At 69.5% G+C, this 18078-nt stretch carries 17 protein-coding genes; 10 read left to right on the top strand and 7 right to left on the bottom strand.

The window, feature by feature from the left end; all coding sequences use genetic code 11:
• Positions 1-29 precede the first annotated feature (29 nt).
• The 4 genes from Q8A52_RS45890 to Q8A52_RS45875 form a co-directional block, all read right to left on the bottom strand.
• A complete protein-coding gene (locus Q8A52_RS45890; protein WP_316764013.1) occupies positions 30-1073 on the bottom strand; it encodes a cytochrome d ubiquinol oxidase subunit II in 1044 nt (347 codons plus the stop codon).
• Positions 1070-2533 (bottom strand): cytochrome ubiquinol oxidase subunit I, encoded by a 1464-nt coding sequence (locus Q8A52_RS45885; RefSeq protein ID WP_316764083.1) that lies wholly within the window; start codon positions 2531-2533, stop codon positions 1070-1072. The genes Q8A52_RS45890 and Q8A52_RS45885 overlap by 4 nt, the downstream gene beginning before the upstream one ends.
• A 42-nt stretch (positions 2534-2575) precedes the next feature.
• Positions 2576-3370 (bottom strand): SDR family oxidoreductase, encoded by a 795-nt coding sequence (locus tag Q8A52_RS45880; RefSeq protein WP_408649376.1) that lies wholly within the window; start codon positions 3368-3370, stop codon positions 2576-2578.
• Positions 3371-3600: 230 nt separating this feature from the next.
• On the bottom strand, positions 3601-4515 hold the full coding sequence (locus Q8A52_RS45875; RefSeq protein ID WP_316764008.1) for a cyclase family protein: 915 nt from the start codon (positions 4513-4515) through the stop codon (positions 3601-3603).
• A 254-nt stretch (positions 4516-4769) separates the two neighbouring features.
• On the opposite strand from Q8A52_RS45875, the gene Q8A52_RS45870 reads away from it, so the two are divergent.
• Positions 4770-5111 (top strand): hypothetical protein, encoded by a 342-nt coding sequence (locus Q8A52_RS45870; protein ID WP_316764005.1) that lies wholly within the window; start codon positions 4770-4772, stop codon positions 5109-5111.
• Positions 5112-5121: 10 nt separating this feature from the next.
• Here the strand turns inward: Q8A52_RS45870 and Q8A52_RS45865 are convergent, their stop codons facing one another.
• Entirely contained in the window at positions 5122-6213 is a 1092-nt protein-coding gene (locus Q8A52_RS45865; protein ID WP_408649375.1) for an acyltransferase family protein, read from the bottom strand.
• A 204-nt stretch (positions 6214-6417) separates the two neighbouring features.
• Here Q8A52_RS45865 and Q8A52_RS45860 point away from each other — a divergent pair, with 204 nt between their 5' ends.
• The 4 genes from Q8A52_RS45860 to Q8A52_RS45845 all read left to right on the top strand — a co-directional run bounded on the left by Q8A52_RS45860 (position 6418) and on the right by Q8A52_RS45845 (position 10748).
• The gene (locus tag Q8A52_RS45860; RefSeq protein WP_316764002.1) at positions 6418-6909 is read left to right on the top strand and encodes a peptidylprolyl isomerase; all 492 of its coding nucleotides are present in this window, start codon (positions 6418-6420) and stop codon (positions 6907-6909) included.
• Between the two features lie 298 nt (positions 6910-7207).
• On the top strand, positions 7208-7663 hold the full coding sequence (locus Q8A52_RS45855) for an NlpC/P60 family protein (protein WP_316763999.1): 456 nt from the start codon (positions 7208-7210) through the stop codon (positions 7661-7663).
• A 169-nt stretch (positions 7664-7832) separates the two neighbouring features.
• Positions 7833-9053 (top strand): esterase/lipase family protein, encoded by a 1221-nt coding sequence (locus Q8A52_RS45850; protein ID WP_408649374.1) that lies wholly within the window; start codon positions 7833-7835, stop codon positions 9051-9053.
• 147 nt (positions 9054-9200) lie between these two features.
• The gene (locus tag Q8A52_RS45845; RefSeq protein ID WP_316763995.1) at positions 9201-10748 is read left to right on the top strand and encodes a N,N-dimethylformamidase beta subunit family domain-containing protein; all 1548 of its coding nucleotides are present in this window, start codon (positions 9201-9203) and stop codon (positions 10746-10748) included.
• A 55-nt stretch (positions 10749-10803) separates the two neighbouring features.
• Here Q8A52_RS45845 and Q8A52_RS45840 read toward each other — a convergent pair whose 3' ends face one another.
• Entirely contained in the window at positions 10804-11811 is a 1008-nt protein-coding gene (locus Q8A52_RS45840; RefSeq protein ID WP_316763993.1) for an aminoglycoside phosphotransferase family protein, read from the bottom strand.
• Positions 11812-12292: 481 nt separating this feature from the next.
• On the opposite strand from Q8A52_RS45840, the gene Q8A52_RS45835 reads away from it, so the two are divergent.
• The 5 genes from Q8A52_RS45835 to Q8A52_RS45815 all read left to right on the top strand — a co-directional run bounded on the left by Q8A52_RS45835 (position 12293) and on the right by Q8A52_RS45815 (position 17588).
• Positions 12293-12955, top strand: a complete 663-nt coding sequence (locus Q8A52_RS45835; protein ID WP_316763991.1) for a BlaI/MecI/CopY family transcriptional regulator — start codon at positions 12293-12295, stop codon at positions 12953-12955.
• A gap of 223 nt (positions 12956-13178) precedes the next feature.
• A complete protein-coding gene (locus Q8A52_RS45830; RefSeq protein ID WP_316763988.1) occupies positions 13179-14384 on the top strand; it encodes a glycosyltransferase family 39 protein in 1206 nt (401 codons plus the stop codon).
• Between the two features lie 451 nt (positions 14385-14835).
• Complete coding sequence (locus Q8A52_RS45825; RefSeq protein ID WP_316763985.1) at positions 14836-15651, top strand: CAP domain-containing protein; 816 nt, start codon at positions 14836-14838, stop codon at positions 15649-15651.
• 147 nt (positions 15652-15798) lie between these two features.
• Positions 15799-16830, top strand: coding sequence for a permease (locus Q8A52_RS45820; RefSeq protein WP_316763982.1), 1032 nt, complete (start codon positions 15799-15801; stop codon positions 16828-16830).
• Positions 16827-17588 carry a TIGR03943 family putative permease subunit gene (locus Q8A52_RS45815; RefSeq protein WP_316763980.1) on the top strand — a complete coding sequence of 254 codons (762 nt, stop codon included), beginning with the start codon at positions 16827-16829 and terminating at the stop codon, positions 17586-17588. Before Q8A52_RS45820 ends, Q8A52_RS45815 begins: the two co-directional genes overlap by 4 nt.
• Positions 17589-17634: 46 nt before the next feature.
• Here the strand turns inward: Q8A52_RS45815 and Q8A52_RS45810 are convergent, their stop codons facing one another.
• Entirely contained in the window at positions 17635-18063 is a 429-nt protein-coding gene (locus Q8A52_RS45810) for a hypothetical protein (protein WP_316763978.1), read from the bottom strand.
• Positions 18064-18078: the final 15 nt, after the last annotated feature.

Here is an 18078-nt window from a genome sequence, read left to right as displayed (position 1 = left end):
CCGCTCCCGCGCGCGGCAGGCCCCCTGCGTCAGGCGTCGTCACCCGCACGGCCGCGCAGATCGGCGTCGGTGAGGGGTTCGAGGGCGCCATGGGTGTCCAGCCAGTACAGATAGGCCACGGCGGGGAACACCAGCACCACGGCCACGGCGGTGACCAGCATCAGCCAGCGCAGTGTGGTCGTGGCTCCCGCGCCGTCGGCGACGGTCAGCGAGACCGGGATGAGATACGGCCGCTGCGCCACGCCCCACGCGAAGACCCCCGCCGCCACCGCGACGACGGCCGTGCTGCGGGACCAGCGGGCCTCGGCCGTACCCAGCAGCAACCAGCCCGTGGCGAGTGCGGCCACGGCCGCCAGGATGACCAGGACGAGCCCGACGCCGTGCGTCAGGCCGTGCCACACATGGGGCGCGTCGCCGTGGGTGACGAACAGCATGACCACCGTCAGTACGGCGACGGCAGCGAGGGCGAAGACCGCCCGCCGCCGGAAGTGGCCGTCGAGGTCCGGTGCGCCGAAGCGGCGGGCATCCCCGGCCAGGAACACCGCGCCGAGGAACGCGGTCATGGCGATGGCCAGCAACCCGAACAGGAGGGAGGTGGGGTTGGCCCAGTTGGCCACCGACGCCGCGGTACCCGGAGAGACCCGGCCGGAGGCGATCCCGCCCACGGCGGCACCCAGGAAGAACGGCGTGAGGAGCGAGGCGATCGCGAACACGGCCCCGTACAGGCGCCGCCCGGCCAGCCGGCGGGCCGGCTTGCGCAGGGCGAAGCCCGCGCCGCGCAACACGGTGCCGACGGCGGCGAGCGCCAGGGGCAGCCACATCGCGACGAACACGGTACGGAAGAAGACCGGGAACCCGGTCCACATGATGACGAGGACGAAGATCAGCCAGACGTTGTTGACCTCCCACACGGGCGCCATGGCGTGGTCGATCAGCCACCGGGGGCGCTTGCCTCGTTCGACTCCGCCCGCGGTCAGGTCCCAGAAGCCGGCCCCGTAGTCGGTGCCGCCGGCGCAGGCGTAGGCGGCGATCGCGAGCAGCAGGACCAGGGCGACGACACCGGCGGCGGTCATGACCGGTCCTCCCCGCCGGCGGAGGGTCCGGGACCCGGTGCGGGGCCGCTGCCCGCGAGGGCGGAGCGGGGTCCGTAGGGATTGTCCGTCTCCGGTGCGCCCCGCCCCGCCGTGTCCGAAGCGTCGGCGAGCCGCCAGCGGGTGCGCATCTTCAGCAGTACGACGAGGAAGGAGCCGAACACGAACACATAGACGAGGATGACCAGGCCGAACATCGTCCACAGAGCGGGGGCACGCGTCGCGGTGACCGCATCGGCGACCCGCATGTACTGGTAGACGATCCACGGCTGGCGGCCCACCTCGGTGGTGATCCAGCCGCACTCCACAGCGACGACGGAGGCCACGCCCGCGCACGCCGCTGCGCGGTAGAACCAGACGGAGGCGGGCAGTCGGCGGCGGCGCAGCCACACCAGGCCGTACCAGAGCGCGAGCAGGATCAGCAGGGAGCCGATGCCGACCATGGTGTCGAACGCGAAGTGCGTGATGGTGGCCTGGGTGGCGGTGGGCCGGGCATCGGCCGGCACCGAGGTCAGACCGGTCACCTGCGTGTCCGGGCGGAAGCCGGCGAGGATGGAGTCGAGCTGGGGGATCTTGATGCCGCCGGAGACGGAGCCGTCGGGGTGCAGTCGGCCGTACAGGTACTCCGGCACATGGGTGTCGGTCTTCCAGACGATCTCCATCGCAGCGAACTTCACCGGCTGCTTGTGGAAGACCTGCCGGGCGATGGAGTCGCCCAGCATGAACTGGATCGGTGTGAGCACCGCGGCGAGGGTGAAGGGCACGGTGAATCCGAGCCGGTGGTACCGGTCGCGGCGCCCGCGCAGCCAGCCCGAGGCATAGACACCTGCCACGACATAGCCCGCGGTCAGCAGCATGGCGACCACGAAGTGCCAGTACTCCGGTCCGAACATCGGTGTGAAGACGGCCTTGCGGACGTCCACGCCGGTGGGGTTGCCCGCGGAGTCGAGGACAAAGCCCCGCGGCGTGTTCATCCAGGAGTTGGCCGCCAGAATGCCGAAGGCACCGAGCAGGGCGGCGGCCGGCAGGGGCAGTGCGAGCAGGAAGTGGGTACGGGCGGGCAGCCTGCGCCAGCCGTAGAGGTAGATGGCGATGAGGACGGCCTCCAGGAAGAAGGCCCAGGCCTCGATGCCGAATCCGAGGCCGAAGACATCACCCCACTGGCCCATCATGCCCGGCCACAGCAGTCCGAACTCGAAGGACAGCACGGTCCCGGTGACGATACCGATGGCGAACTGCACGGCCATGACCGCCGACCAGCGCCGGGCCAGCAGCAGCGCGGTGGGGTCGTTACGGCGCAGGCCGTAGCCGTGCATGATGAGGGTGATGAGCGGCAGCGCCACGCCCAGGGGCACCAGGATGATGTGCGCGGCGAGCGTGAACGCCATCTGCGATCTGGCCGGCAGCATCTGGGGTGGTGGGTCCGCCAGCAGGTGAATCATGGTGTGCACAGGTGCCCCCCGGGGCCGACAAGGGTGTGAGGGTCAGCCGCCGGTGGCGAAGCCCGGGAAGAGGGTCATGCCGCCGTCCACGTAAAGCGTGGCTCCCACGACGTAGTCCATGAGGTCGGAGGCAAGGCCTACGACGGCGTAGGCGATGTCGTCGGGCTCACCGACACGGTCGTAGGGGATGAGTTGCAGGAGGTCGCGTTCGGCCTCCGGAGTCTCCCAGGCCTGGCGGTTGATCGGTGTCTTGATGGCTCCGGGCGCGACCGCGTTGACGCGGATCTTCTTCGGCGCGAGTTCCTGGGCCAGGGTCTGCATCATCATCAGCACGCCGCCCTTGGAACTGGCGTAGTTGACGTGCCCGGCCCACGGAATGATCTGGTGCACCGAGCTCATGCAGATGATCTTGCCCGCCGAACGCGACACCTCGGGGACCACACCGCGGCGCAGGAACTCCTTGGTCGCCTCGCGGGCACACAGGAACTGCCCGGTGAGATTGACGTCCAGCACCTTCCGCCACTGAGCGAGAGTCATCTCCGTGATCGGGGCGTCCCGTTGCAGCCCGGCGTTGGCGACGAGGATGTCGATCGTGCCGAACTCCTCGACCATCCGGTCCATCATCGAGACGACCTGGTCCTCCTGCGACACGTCCGCCTCGTAGGCCGCCGCGTTCACGCCCATCGCCTTGATCTCGTCGACGACCTGCTCGGCATCCTCGCGGCCGGCCACGTAATTGACGACGACATCGCAGCCGGCCCGGCCCAGGCCGATGGCGGTCGCCTTGCCGATGCCCGAGTTGGCACCTGTGACCAGCGCCTTCTGACCCTTGAGCAGGTGGGCGGGAATCACGCTCCGCAACGTGCCCTCGGTGGAACTCACGATCGACAGCCTCCTCCGCTGCGTGACCCCGGGCCGGCCGGCCACCGCCCGCAGGTCGAAGGACACGGAATCACCGCCGCAGCCGAGCGGCACGCGTGACGCATCGGTCTTACGCCGCCCGGCTGATCATCTTCGTCCACCCGGACGCTGCCGCGCGTCGGCGCTCGGCCGCGCGCCGGTCCGGGTCACAGCACGGCGATCGGATTGACCGGAGAACCCGTGGCCCCCGGTAGCCGCAAGGGTGCGATCGCACAGAGGAAGGACCAACGGCCGGCGCTCTCGCAGGCCGGGGCCAACTCCTCGAACTGGAGGTAGTCCATCAGGTAGATCCCCAGCGCGTGGATCGCCAGCACATGCACGGGGAAACCGATCCCGTCGACCGCGCTGGGGGCGGTGTCGTTGTTCCCGTCCCCGCCCAGCACCGCGACCTCCCGCTCGGCCAGGAACCGCACGGCCGTCGGATGGAGACCCGCGCGTGCCTCGGCCACGTTCCACGCCCCCAGCTCCAGCCGCCTGAGCCGGTGACCGACCCGGACGAAGAGCAGATCTCCCGGCCCGACATGGACACCCTGTGCCTCCTCGGCGGCGGCCAGGTCCTCCCGTGTCACATGGTCGCCCGGTTCCAGCCAGCGGGCTCCGCGCAGCCTGGGAACGTCCAGGAGCACACCCCGCCCGACGATGCCGTTGCGGACGAGGTCCACGGACAGTGCGTCGGCTCCGTCCGGAGTCAGGCTGCGCGCCGAGACCCCGCCGAAGAGCTCACCGTCGACGATCACATGGCACAGCGCGTCCAGATGGCTGTCCACGTCACCATGAACGTTCATCGCCAGCCGGTCGCGGGCGAAGTGCAGGCCGGGCGCATCGAGGTCGCCGGCGGCCGGCCCGGTCATACGGTGGTCGGCGGGCTCGGGGCTGTCCGGTCCCCGGTGTGTCTCGATGGGGGCGGCGAGCGACACCGTGCGCCCCGAACGGACCTCGCTCGCGGCCGCCCGCACGCGCTCGGGCGTCAGATGGCGCAGGGATCCGCCGGGCGGGCCGCTGACGAGCCGTGTGTCGGCGCTCAGCCGCTCGTACAGCGCCCGGAACGCCGCTTCACTCATGTGCGGAGCGGACGGGGCCCCGGAGGCGGCACAGGGAGGCATGCTGCCCTCCTCGCTGTCGGATGGCGGCCGGTCCGCCCATTTCACCCCGGCCCATTGCAGCACGCTGCCTGCGGGGTCGCAGCCCGGGATTCCCTGCGTTTCTCACAGGAAACTGCGTACGGTCCGCATCATGGATCTCACCGGCCCGATCATCGTCGCGGGTCCCTGGTGGGCTTCGCGGTGGGACTCACCGGCATGGGCGGCGGCGCCCCATGACACCGGTCACGGTCATGGTGTTCGGGGTGAACCAGCAACGCGTCAAGTACGTCGTCGGTGCGGCGCTCGTGCTCGCCGTCGCCGTCGCCGTCGCCGTCGCCGGGATGCTCATCCGCCGCCGGCTGGACCGCCGCCGCGGACGCCCACGTACCGTCCGGCCCGTCGTCCCCCTGCTGATCGGCCTGGTGGGCGGTGTCGTCGTGGGGATGACATCGGTCGGCTCGGGCTCCCCGATCATCACTACGGCGCTCGGCGCGGTCCCCACCGTAGGCGGCCGGGCTTCCGCACCCACGAAGAGCCGGGCCGAGGAACCGAAGATCGAGCAAGCCGCCGCGTGAACAAGGGCCGTCAGCGGACCGCCACACTGGGGGCGCGGGCCGCTCCCGTGGCCTCGTGCCTGAACGCCTGCTTCAGCTCCGGCTCCATCGTGAACCGGAACACGCGCCGCACGGGCGGGGTGCACAGGACGGTCACGACCGCCGCGGCCACGGCGGTGACCGTGACCTCACCCAGCGGCCGGTGCACCCACGCCGGGCCGTACCAGCCCCAGAACTTCGATCCCTGGGCGAGGAACCCGTGCAGCAGGTACCCGCAGAGTGTTCCCGCGCCCAGCACGGTGAACCACGTGCGGCGCCCCGGCACCCACGCGAAGAAGCAGGACACCAGAGCCACCGAACAGCCGAAGGTGGCCATTGTCATGACGGGCCCGTACCAGTCGGGGGCCGCGAGTTCCGCCGCGCTGTCCCGGTGGTAGAACCAGGCCTGGGTCATCCGCGGCACCAGCCAGTACGCCACGGCGAGCGCGCATGCGAAGACGGGTACGGCCAGGATGCGCACCGACCGGCGGCGGACGAGACGGAAGTGCTCGGGCCTCAGGCACAGGCCCAGGACGAAGTACGGCAGGAACTGCAGGACCCGCTGCAGGTCGAGGTCCTTGCCGATGGACGGCGCGAGGGTGCCCAGCATGGCGAGGACGAGCGCGAGCGGCAGCGGCCACCGCACGAGCTTCCAGATCGGTGTGGTCAGGCGCCAGATGAACAGCGCGGCCAGGAACCACGTCAGATACAAGGGGTCCAGCAGGCTGATCTCGCGGTCCGGGACGCCGTCGGTCCACCGGGTGAAGTAGGTGTACGCCGTCTCGAAGAGCACGTACGGAACGGCAACGCCCGTGATCAGGCGCTTGATCCGGGCGGGGCTCGCGTCGAAGCCGCGCGAGAAGTAACCGGAGATGACGATGAACGCCGGCATGTGAAAGGCGTAGACGAACATGTAGAGCGCGCTGACGGTCCGGCTGCCGTCACGCAGCGGCTCCCAGGCGTGCCCCATCGCCACCAGCACGATCGCGAGGTATTTCGCATTGTCGAAGAACGCGTCGCGCGTGGGTCCGGGTGACGCGACCCTTGCCTCCTCGGCACTGCGCGACGACAGCGCCTCGTTCACGAGTCCTTCCTGGCGGTACCCGGACAGACCAGAACACCTCATTACAAAGTTGCCGACGGCGGTGGCGAAGCTCGCGGTGGCGAGGCTCTTCAGGCGCCACTCACCCGCACGACGCCGCGTAAACATCGGCCGCCGCGACCGTGACCCGGGCCACACGCCGAGCCTGTGCGGACGCGCTCCAGGCTTGGCGATATGTTGATCTCCATGAGCGACAACGTGTACTTCGACATCACCATCGACGACCAGCCGGCGGGCCGGATCGTGTTCAACCTTTTCGACGACGTGGTGCCCCGGACCACCAAGAACTTCCGGGAGCTGGCCACGGGGCAGAACGGCTTCGGCTATGCCGGTTCCGGGTTCCACCGGATCATCCCCGAGTTCATGCTGCAGGGCGGTGACTTCACCAAGGGCAACGGCACCGGTGGCAAGAGCATCTACGGTGAGAAGTTCGCGGACGAGAACTTCACCCTCAAGCACGACCGTCCGTACCTGCTGAGCATGGCGAACGCGGGCCCGAACAGCAACGGCTCGCAGTTCTTCATCACCACGATCGTGACGAGCTGGCTGGACGGCAAGCACGTGGTCTTCGGCGAGGTCGTCGAGGGCAAGGAAATCGTCGACCAGATCGAGAAGCTCGGCAGCCAGAGCGGCAAGCCCAAGGCTTCGGTCAAGATCGCAGCCAGCGGCACGGTCTGATCGCCCTCTGTGACGGGCGGCGCCATTCGCGGCGCCGCCCGTCGCGGAGGAGGGCCTCCACACCTTCAGCCTTGGACGCCGTCAGGGTGAAGGCCGTACTCCGCCGGCCGGCCGAGCAGTTCCCGGCGTGAGGTCCTCGTCGGTGATCAGGCCCTGGACTGCGCCCGGCCGGGAGACCGGGAACTTCTGAGTGAGCTTGACTGCGCTGCGGCCGTAAGCGGATTCCTTCGACCCCGCCCGTCTTGTCCCTCACGGGGCCGGCATCTCAACAGGGCCGGCCGGACAGCATGATGTGTCGATGGACCCACTGCTCGACCAACTTCCGGCCCCCTTCTGGACCGTGCCCTACCGCGGCTCCCGCTATCCGGGTGCGCCTTCGGTGGCAGCTCGTCCCGGTCTGGCGTTGGGCGCGAACTGCCAACTGTTCGCGTACGAGGTGCTCCGGCACTTCGGCTTCGCTCCCCCGCCTCTGCGATCGAGCGAACTGTGGGCCGATACGCAGGCCACGGTTCGGGTGTCGGTTGCCCAGCCGCTGGACCTGCTGCTGTTCAACGCCACCGACAACGCCTACGGCGCCCACGTAGGGCTCTGGGTCGACGAGGGACGGGTGCTGCACCTGTGTGCGGAGGCAGGCCGCCCGGCAGTCTGGGAGACGACGGAGTTCGCCGCGCGGCGGCGCTACCAGGTGCTGATCGGCGTCAAACGGGTGATGGCGAGGGCGCCGACGTGCCCCACGTCGACCGACCTGGCGTAGGAGACGTGCGTCTCCGTCCCCGCTGCCTCCATTCGAATGAGGATCCGAGCGGCGCATGGCTGCGTCTGTGGCCGATGTGCTGATGATGTCCGGTCTTCGCGCCTTCCGCAGTCTTCCAGCCCATTCCGACGGGCTGCTGTGCCATGCGCGAATTCGGAAGGAGATGGCTGTGTCCGACCAACAGGACGAGAAGGCGGAGCAGAGCGTCGGAGCGTTCACGCTCGCCGATCCGCTGAGCTCCGCGCCGCCGGTCCCGCTGCCGTATCCGGTCCCGGAGCCGGACGAGGAGTGGCCGCTGCCGCACGGCTTCGCCCATGTCTTCTACGGCGAGCGCAACCGCGCCGTCACACGACCGGTGATCATGGCCGACGGGTTCAACCTCGGCAGGAGCGACCTGAAGTGGCTGTACGCCGGCCTCGACCGTGACTATCCCTTCCTGAGCGAACTCCGCCGCCGCGGCCGTGACGTCATCCTGGTGGGCTTCGAAGAGCGCACCGCCTCGATCATGACCAACGCCGAGACCGCGATCGCCGCCATCCTGCGGACCCAGGCGGAGCAACTGGGCGACTCGGGCCTGACGGTGGGCGGCTTCAGCATGGGCGGCATCATCACCCGCTTCGCGCTCGCCAAGCTGGAAATGCAGCGGATGGATCACCGCACCCGGCTGTACTTCTCGTACGACAGCCCGCACCGCGGCGGCGTCGTGCCGATCGGCCTCCAGGCGTTCTCGCACTTCATCCCGGTCCCGAACGACTTCGCCCGGCAGATGAACAGCCCGGCCGCCCGGCAGATGCTCTGGCGCCACTACGACCCGATGACCGGCCGGATCGGGATCGCGCCGGAGCGCACGGAGTTCCTCAGGAAGCTGGAGGAGCTCGGCGGCTGGCCGCGCATCCCCCGCATCCTCGCGCTCGCCAACGGCCGCGGCGACGGCACGGGTCTCGCGATCCCGCCGGGCGAGACCGCGCTCAAGGTCGAGAAGATCTACCCCGGCACCACCTTCTACAGCCAGGCGCAGGGCAAGGACGTCGTCGTCGCCGAGCTGAAGCGGCGGTTCCCCCCGGCCGAGAAGCCGGTGAAGACGAGCGGTTTCCCCGAGCTGGACGGGGCCCCCGGCGGCACCCTCCGCTCCTACGGGATCCTCGCCGACATGCTGAAGAGGTTCGGCGCCCAGGTCGACCTGCGCCATGAGGAGGTCTGCTTCGTGCCCTCCGTCAGCGCGGTCGCGATCCGCGACATCGACCAGCAGAAGGACCTGTACGCGGACATCGACGGCCTGGACCCATCGGAGAGCGAGGTCGACGACTTCATCTGCTCCTCGACCACGACGGCGCACACCGCCATCACCGAGGAACTGTGCGGGTGGCTGCTGGACCGGCTGCCCGACTGAACCCCCGCGCGGGCCGGTCGGACCTGCCGTCCGGCCCGCCCCGGGAAACGCTCCGTCTCACGGAAGGACCTCCAACTGCGCCCCCGGTTGCGGGGGTGCAGAGCTGTCGCAACGCTGGGAGCGGCGGTTAGGTGGTGAGGAGGCGGTGTGGCTCCAGCACAGAACCCGGCACCCGGCGCCGAGCCCGGCATATCGCGCCGACGGCTCCTGTGCCTGTGCGCGGGCGTGGGCCTCGGTGCGGCCGCCTGCGACCATGTGTCCCCCCGCCGCCCGTCCAGCGACCGCAGTCACCTGCCGGAGGTGGAGCGCGACGCCCCGGGTAGCCCCGATTGGCGCATCGCGTCCCTGGGTCCGCCGGACTCGATAGCGGCGTACACCGACCGGGTGAGTGTGACACCGGGGCAGGAGTTCGGGCTGTTCGTGTCGACGACGGCAGCCTCGTTCCGGGTGTCGGCGTTCCGCGTGGGCTGGTACGGCGGTGCCCTGGCCCGGCGGGTGTGGACCTCTCCCTCGATACGCGGCCGCGTCCAGCAAGCTCCGCAGATCGCGCCCGAGACCCGTACGGTCTACGCGAACTGGCAGCGCACCTTGGCCCTCGACACCACGAGTTGGCCGGAGGGCGCGTACCTGCTCCGGCTGGAGGCGGCCACCGGGCACCAGCGCCATGTGCCTTTGATCGTGCGCTCGGTACGGGGATCGGGGCGCACGGTACTGCTGCACGCCCCGGCCACCTGGCAGGCCTACAACCGATGGGGCGGCTCGAGCCTGTACGCCGGTACGACAGGGGCGTACGAGACCCGGTCCCTGGCGGTGAGCTTCGACCGGCCCTACGACCTGGACGGGGCCGAGAAGTTCCGCGTGTACGAGTGGGCCGCAGTGGTGCTGGCGGAGCGGCTGGGCATTCCCCTCGCCTACAGCACCGGCCTCGACATCCATGCCGACCCGGCGGTGCTGGCCGGCGCCGCCGCCATCGTATGTCTCGGGCACGACGAGTACTGGACACCCCAGCAACGCGCACATGTCACACAGGCCCGTGACGCGGGCACCAATGTCGCGTTTCTCGGTGCCAACACATGTTTCCGGAGGATCCGCATTGAGCCCGGCCCTGGCGCGGACGACCGCAGCGTGGTGTGTTACAAGTCCGCCTACCACGCCGACCCCTGCTATCCCGCACAGCCGGCCCTCGTCACCACCGACTTCCGTACCGCGCCCGCACCGGATCCCGAGTCCTCCCTCACCGGAGTGCTCTACGAGGGCTACCCGGTGGATGCGCCCTACGTCGTCAACTCCGCCGGCCACTGGCTCCACGAGGGCACCGGAGTGCGCGCCGGTGACGCCTTTCCGCACCTGGTGGGCGTCGAGTACGACCGGGTCATACCCGGCGCAGGCACTCCTCAGCTCTTGGAGATCACCGCGCACTCTCCGCTGGTGTGCGCGGGTCGCCCGAGCCACAGCGACTCGGCGTACTACACCGTCCCCAGCGGAGCGGGTGTGTTCGCGTCCGGCACCATGCGCTGGGTGGAAGCGCTGGTGGCAGGTACCGGCGAACTCGGCCGCGACCACGGCATGGACGCCCGCACCCGCGCCTTCGTCACCCGCACGACGGAGAATCTCCTGCGCGCCTTCGCCGAGGGGCCTGCCGCCCGGCACCGTCCGGCGCCCAGTCCCAACGCTCATGATCTGTACGCGATTTGACCACGGTCGAGGACGGACACCTATGTGTGCCTGCCTCGTCCCGGTGGTCGACCTGCTACATCGGTGGGTCGTTGGACAGCTCCAGCAGCCAGCGGACGCTTTCCATGGCTCCAAGGGTATCGGCTGCGTCGGACGCGGCAGGGAACAGGCGACCCCAGGAGCAGGCACGGCCGAGTGCACCGAGTCGCCAGGCGAGGCTCACCGCACGGCGTAGTTCCGCGGTCGTTCGGCCGGTGCCCGTCCACGGCTCCAGATAGGCGTCTCGCAGTCGCGGCAGTACGTCGTGCCCATATCTTTCGCGGGCCGTCCGGGCAGGGACCAGCAGGCTGCAGAAGGGATGGGAGACGGCGGCGTCGCCCCAGTCGAAGAAGGTGAAGCGGCCCGGTTGTGGGTGGAACAGCTGGCCGTCGTGCAGGTCCGAGTGGTCGAGGGAGTCCTCGATGCCGAGGGCCGCCAGCTCCGTGCACCAGTCCACCAGGCGCGGCCTGAGGTCATCGAGTCTTCTGCGGTCATCCGGTTGCAGGGTCGCGTTCTCGGCGACCAGTTCGTCGAAGACGTCGGGCAGGACGGTGGTGCGCGCGTTGGGGACGCCCAGTTGTTCGATCTCCTCGACGTAGGGGGTCAGGGCGTGCTGCATGTCCGCGTACTGGCCGAGTAACGCTTCCCATGTGCTGGGCTCGACCGGCTCGCGCGCGAGGACGCTTCTGAAGAGCTCACCTCCGTCGGGCAGCAGCGACCAACCGCGGTCGGGGTCGACGGCGAGCGGTTCCAATACATGCTCCGGCACCCATCTCGCCAGCGCCGCGCTGAGGGCACCTTCGAAGGCGCTGGCCGGCGGGTTCGCCTTGAACCAGACGGCGTCACGTCCTTGGACGGATACCCGCACCAGGACGGACCAGGGCCGCAGCCGTACCCTCCGGTCGCCGGTCACGCGCAGGCCGCGTGCGGCGAGCTCGCCCTCCACCCAGCCGAGGGCCGCGTCCCGCCAGGACTTCTCTTCCCAGGGGGTCACCGCGTCCTCGTACTGACCCCGGTCCACGACCACTGATGACTCACCTTGCATCGCACCATCCCAGCATCGCACCCGACGCGTGACCACCGCTTTTCTCCCCAGCAACCGACGCGGTGGGAGCACAGCCGTGGTGTTGCTCAACGAGCATGAGATGTTGGAGCAACTCTTCGACCACGCAGCAATTGTTCCCACTGATTCGTTCGGGGCCTGTGGCGTCTGAATTGGTCGGCATGGGAGCCGGACAGGGGCTTTCGGTGCGATTCGCCGACAACTACCTTTCAAACAAGTTGAGTTGACAACATGGTCGCAGAGGCAACGCATACGGCGATGGCATGTTCAGTGCTGTGCCCCCAATTGAGCCAGGAAGGATCACGGGAGCAACAACTTGCTCCTTACCATCTCTCAAGGCAGGGTGTCTGACCACAGATGCGGCTCGGCACCCGGGAGCACCAGCCGAGGCAGTGCCTTCACGTCCGGCGGCCGCCGCGGTATGTCCCGGTACACAACCGGGAACCGAGGAAGGGTGAACAGCATGTCCGAGAGTACGGTCCCCGTCACCGAGTTGGCGTCCCAGTACATTGCCCAGGTCACCGGTGACCTTGAACGCAACATGAAGGAGCAGGAGCGCATCGGCACGGAAATCGCCGCGCTCCAGGAACAGTTGGCAGTCCTGCAGCACGACCACACGGTGCTGGCGAACATGCACCAGGCGCTCGGTGTCGAGGCCGCCGCTCCGGCAGTGACCGACACGACGCCCGACAGCGCCGTTGTGCCTTCTCCCCGGCAGAAGACCTCTGCCGAGTCCGCACCGAGCAAGTCGGCGCGGACACGTAAGTCCTCCGCCTCGGCGGGCCGCACATCACCCCGGAAGCAGGTTGCCAAGAAGAAGCCGGCCGCCAAGGCGGCCTCGCCCGCACAGTCGGCCCAGCCGACCCTGGTCGAGCTGGTCCGCCGCCACCTCTCCGAGCAGAGCGAACCCCGCTCCGCCGCGGAAGTCACCACCGCACTGGATCAGGCCCATCCCGAACGGAGCATCAAGACCACCGTCGTGCGGACGACGCTCGAGGGCCTCGTGGCCAAGAACCACGCTCAGCGCACCAAGCAGGGCACGTCGGTCTTCTACACCGCGAGCGAAGCAGCGGAGAAGAGTCCGGCTGCGGAGGCCGAGAAGCCTTCCGAGTCCGTCGCCGGCTGAGCCGACGACGGTCGCCCGGGCCACGGCCCGGGTGACGACCGGGACAGGGGCGGCCGATGCAGGGCCGGACGCACCGGGGAGGGGCGAGCGTACGGCCGTACGCTCGCCCCTCCCCACCTGCGCACCGGGTGTCCGATCCGGGTATCCCTGCATTCCGGTACGAGTAGGGCGAGAAGCGCGATTCCCGATTGCACCTTTGGCGGCATATGCCCAAGGTCAGAGGGTGAGCACGTCTTCCGTTCCCCGGTCCGGTCCGGCCGCCCAGGACGGGCCCGGCCGCCGCCCCGCGGCCCGGCGCCCATGGCACGACACACCCGACGGCCTGCTCCGGGCCCTCGTGCTGTTCGTGGCCGTCCGCCTCGCGGGGGTCGCGGTGATGGTCGCGATGAACCACCTGACTCATCGCCCGCTGGTGAAGAGCCTGGCTCACTCCTGGGACTCGGACTGGTACCTGCACATCGCCACGCATGGCTACGGAACCCGTATCTGGATCATGCCGTCGGGTGCCGTGCAGACCGACTGGGCCTTCTTTCCGCTGTACCCCGGACTCATCAGGGCCGTGCTGACGGCCCTGCCGCTCACACCGGGACAGGCCGCGCTGCTGGTCGCCTGGACCGCCGCGGTCGTGGCCGCGTGGGGCATCTACGTGATCGGCCACCATCTCTACGGGCGTGGGGTCGCCACCGCGCTCGTCGCCCTGTGGGCCACGCTGCCGCACTCGGTCGTGCTGGGCGTCGCATACACCGAGTCCGTCTTCTCCGCCCTCGCCGCCTGGTCGCTGTACTGCGTACTGAAGGGCCGCTGGCTGTGGGCCGGGGCACTCGCCGCCCTCGCGGGCCTGTCCCGCCCCAGTGGCTTCGCGGTCGCCGCGGCCGTGACCGCCGCGGGGTTGCATGAAGCGATCAGGCAGCGCGGCCGCGTCCATCCGGGTGTGTGGGTCGCCATGGTCCTGGGTCCCCTGGGCTGGATCGGCTATGTGCTGTGGGTGGGCGAACAGACCGGCGACCTCTTGCGGGGTTACTTCAATGTGCAGGACGCGTGGACCTCGCGCTTCGACTTCGGAGTCGAATCCCTTCGATTCCTCAGGGCGCTGTTCCTCCACGGCGGGCGCTTCGTCTACCCCACGGCCCTGGTGATCGTCGTCATCAGTGTTCTGCTGTTCTGCCTGCTGTGCCTGGACCGCGCTCCGCTGCCGCTGGTGGTCTTCGCCGGCGTCCTCATCCTGCTCGTACTGGGTGCCTCGGGTTCGTTCTCGTCGAAGCCACGCTTCCTGCTCCCGGCGTTCCCGTTGCTCATCCCCTGCGCGCGTGCGCTGGTACGGGCATGGCGTGCGCGACCTGCACAGGCCCTGCTGGTAGGGGGCACGCTGACCGCGGTGTCCCTGCTGTACGGGGCTTACCTGACGACCGTCGCACACGCTCCGCTGTGAGGCGGGACGCGATTGGCCGGAGGCCGGTTCATCGCACCATTTGCCGCGGTTCCGTGACATCCATCACAGGTTGTCCGGGAACTAGGCGGGCCGGATAGTAGACGGCGCTCCGGCGACATATGGGATTTGTCCGTCTTGGTGCAGGCGGACACCATGTCTGGATTCGCGGCATTCCGCCCGCGCGGCACTTTGGCCCGTTCCACAGGCACAGAGGGTTTCTGACGGGGCGTCATGGATTCGCGATGGCGGCGGGACCCGCTCCAGCACGCCCCCACCCCCAGGACAAGGACCGCCCGACGCTACGAGCCGGCCTAGTACCGGGGCCCTTTGCGCTCCATGTGAACGGCTCCTAAGAATGACGATCCGCAGGGCATCGCCGCAGATCAGTGGCGGGTTCTGTACAGAGCCAGCCGCACAAGGAGCGCTCGGCGATTACCGGGTGAGGTCACACATGGGTAAGCATCGCAAAAGCACTCAATACCGGCGAATAGTTGTCGCTGCCGTTGCCATGGGCGCCGTGGGCGTGCCGTCCGTCGCCATGGCCTGCACCGACTGGAACGACGGCGGGAGACCCCACCGTCACGGCCATCGGGAGACCGAGGCCAAGGGTTGGTGGCACAACGCCGACTGGGGTCGCCCCTGGAACGGCCACCAGGACCAGAACGGCCAGACCACACCGGCACCCGCCAAGACGCCGAGCGCCTCCGCCGGCCCCACGAAGACCGCCCCGCCGAAGCCGAAGGCCACCGTGCCCTCGCACACGGCGAGGACCACGGCTCCCAAGCCCAAGGCCACCACCGCTCCCAGCGCCCCCAAGGCCACCACCTCCGCCCCCGCGGCCCCTGCGGCTCCCGCCACGCCGAGCACCCCGAAGGCCACCGCCACCGCGTCCGGGGTCGTCGCTCGCGTCGTGCAGCTCGTGAACGCCGAGCGTGCCAAGGTGGGCTGTTCGGCGCTGACGCTCAACGCGACCCTCTCCAAGGCCGCGCAGGCACACAGCGACGACATGGCCGCCCACCAGAACATGTCGCACACCGGGTCCGACGGCTCCTCCCCCGGCGATCGGATCACCCGTGCCGGCTACGCGTGGAGCGCCTACGGCGAGAACGTCGCGTACGGCTACTCGACCCCCGAGCAGGTGATGGCCGGCTGGATGGCCAGCCCCGGCCACAAGGCCAACATCCTCAACTGCTCGTTCAAGGAGATCGGTGTCGGTCTCGCACAGCCCAACAGCTTCTGGACCCAGGACTTCGGAACGGCGCGATAAGCGCCCTTCCCGGCCCTGGTCGGATTCCTGAGGGCACCACCGGCTGTGCCGCATGCTCCCTCGAGCGCGGCGAGTGCAGGGGTGGTGCGATGCAGGGCACCCGGCTTCCACTATGTTCGGTCTGATCATCCGACATACGGAGCCGGCGTGCAGACAACAGACGAACTGGCGGAGGAGGCGGCCGCCGCAGGCCGCTCCGAAGCCGAGGAAGCGCCAGCGGGTGAATTGCCCCGCTTTTGGCCACTCCTGTTGGTGGCGGCGGCCGTCCTTCCCGGCGCGGCGCTCGTCCTCCTCGGCCAGTCGATCAGCAAACCGGCCCTCCAGGCATGGCAGACCGTGTGTCTGTCCGTCACCGTCCAGGCATTGCCCTTCCTGCTCCTCGGGACGGCCCTGTCCGGAGCCATCAATGCCTTCGTCCCCGCGCGGGTGTTCCACCGCATACTGCCCAAGCGGCCCGTGCTCGCCGTCCCCGTCGCCGGAGCCGCCGGGGTCGTCCTGCCCGGCTGCGAATGCGCATCGGTGCCCGTCGCCAACAGTCTGATCGGCCGGGGAGTCACCCCGGCCGCCGCCTTCGCGTTCCTGCTCTCCGCGCCCGCGATCAACCCCGTCGTGCTGACCGCCACGGCCATCGCCTTCCCCGGCCGTCCCGCCATGGTGCTGGCCCGGCTGCTGGCCTCGCTCACCACTGCCACCGTGATGGGCTGGCTGTGGCTCTGGCTCGGCCGCGCCGAGTGGCTCAGGCCCGCCGTACGGCACACCGGGCACCACCCCGGGCACAGCCGCTGGACCGAGTTCCGGCGCGCATTCCAGCACGACTTCCTGCATGCGGGTGGCTTCCTGGTCATCGGGGCCATGGCGGCGGCCACCTTCAACGTGGCCGTGCCGCCCTCGGTGCTCGACACATTCTCCGCGTCGCCCTGGCTGTCGGTGCTGTTCCTGGCCGCGCTCGCCATCCTGCTCGCGGTGTGCTCCGAGGCCGACGCGTTCGTCGCCTCCTCCCTCACCGGTTTCTCGCCGCTCGCCCGGCTGACGTTCATGGTGGTGGGCCCGATGGTCGACCTGAAGCTGATCGCCCTGCAGGCGGGCACCTTCGGCCGCGCCTTCGCGGTCCGTTTCTCCGCCGCGACCACCGCCGTCGCCATCCTGTGCAGCGCACTGATCGGAGGCATCCTGCTGTGAAGCGGCCCATCCAGGCGCTCCTGCTCGTCCTCAGCGGTCTCGGCCTGCTGCACGTCTCGCTCTTCACCGACCTGTGCCTGAGGTACGTCAAGGAAGGCATGCGACCGATGCTGGTCGCGTCGGGCGCGGTGCTGCTGATACTCGGCGTCGCGGAGGCGTGGGCGCAGCGTCGGCCGGGCCGAAGCGACGAACACGCACCCCACCGCGACCACGCTGACGACGGCAGCAGTCACGGACACGACCACTCCGCCGTGCCCCGCGTCGCCTGGCTGATGCTGCTGCCCGCGCTGAGCCTGCTCTTCTACGCCCCGCCGGCCCTCGGTGCCTACACCGCCGCCCGCCAGGCCCCCAAGGCCGTACCGGAACGGGCGCACTTCGACCCGCTGCCCAAGGCCTCACCCCTCCCGATGACCCTCACGGACTTCACCACCCGCGTGCAGCAGGACCGCAAGCAGGCCATCAAGGGCCGCAGCATCCTGATGACCGGCTTCGTGACCCCCGAAAAGCAGGCCGGCAGCTGGTACCTGACCCGGATCATCCTCACCTGCTGTGCGGCGGACGCGCAGTCCATCAAGGTACGGATCTACGGGCGCCCTGCCCTGTCCCCCAACACATGGGTGAGCGTCACCGGAACATGGCACCGGGGCGGGACGCTGGGCACGAAGTCGGCTCCGGTCGCCCTCGACGCCCGTACCGTCAAGAAGATCACCCGACCGTCGAACGGCTACACGGACAATCTTCCTTTCCCCGCCCCCTGAGGGAGCGGAGCGATCGGCGCCCTGCGCCGCAGCCCGGTCCGACGTGTCAGTCGACGACCAGGCGTGCGTCGTCGGCCTGCTCCACCTGGCGGCGTACGAGGTAGGTCCCGGGGGCGTGGCCCATGGCTCCGTGTTCCGGGTGCAGGACGTAGGCCGTGGCGCCCTCGTGCACGGTGAAGCAGCCGACGTCCGCGCCGCCGTTCTCGAGCGGCGCCCAGGTGACCTCTCCGTCGGCCACGAGCAGGTGGGTGTGGCCACCGTTGCCGGCGGACACCAGCGGTATCCCTGCCGCGGGGACCGGCGCGCCGGTCTTCGGCGGCTCGTACCCGATGAGGCCGACCGGGATCAGCCCGATGTCGCCCTGGCGCTGGAGGCCGGCGGAGACATGGATGGCCGTCTGCCGGTCGAGATGGTCCAGGACGGCGACCCCCGCGAGGGCGGTGACCTGTCCGAGGGTGGGCTGCGGTGCGGGCATGGGCGTTCTCCGATT

Source organism: Streptomyces herbicida (genome assembly GCF_032656585.1).
GTDB classification, from domain to species: domain Bacteria; phylum Actinomycetota; class Actinomycetes; order Streptomycetales; family Streptomycetaceae; genus Streptomyces; species Streptomyces herbicida.
This window is presented reverse-complemented; position numbering and strand designations above follow the sequence as displayed.

Excerpts from the sequence above, each read along its gene's own strand:
- Q8A52_RS45890 (WP_316764013.1), bottom strand. The coding sequence starts at position 1,073 with ATGACCGCCGCCGGTGTCGTCGCCCTGGTCCTGCTGCTCGCGATCGCC.
- Q8A52_RS45885 (WP_316764083.1), bottom strand. The coding sequence starts at position 2,533 with ATGATTCACCTGCTGGCGGACCCACCACCCCAGATGCTGCCGGCCAGA.
- Q8A52_RS45875 (WP_316764008.1), bottom strand. The coding sequence starts at position 4,515 with ATGAGTGAAGCGGCGTTCCGGGCGCTGTACGAGCGGCTGAGCGCCGAC.
- Q8A52_RS45870 (WP_316764005.1), top strand. The coding sequence starts at position 4,770 with ATGACACCGGTCACGGTCATGGTGTTCGGGGTGAACCAGCAACGCGTC.
- Q8A52_RS45860 (WP_316764002.1), top strand. The coding sequence starts at position 6,418 with ATGAGCGACAACGTGTACTTCGACATCACCATCGACGACCAGCCGGCG.
- Q8A52_RS45855 (WP_316763999.1), top strand. The coding sequence starts at position 7,208 with ATGGACCCACTGCTCGACCAACTTCCGGCCCCCTTCTGGACCGTGCCC.
- Q8A52_RS45840 (WP_316763993.1), bottom strand. The coding sequence starts at position 11,811 with ATGCAAGGTGAGTCATCAGTGGTCGTGGACCGGGGTCAGTACGAGGAC.
- Q8A52_RS45835 (WP_316763991.1), top strand. The coding sequence starts at position 12,293 with ATGTCCGAGAGTACGGTCCCCGTCACCGAGTTGGCGTCCCAGTACATT.
- Q8A52_RS45825 (WP_316763985.1), top strand. The coding sequence starts at position 14,836 with ATGGGTAAGCATCGCAAAAGCACTCAATACCGGCGAATAGTTGTCGCT.
- Q8A52_RS45810 (WP_316763978.1), bottom strand. The coding sequence starts at position 18,063 with ATGCCCGCACCGCAGCCCACCCTCGGACAGGTCACCGCCCTCGCGGGG.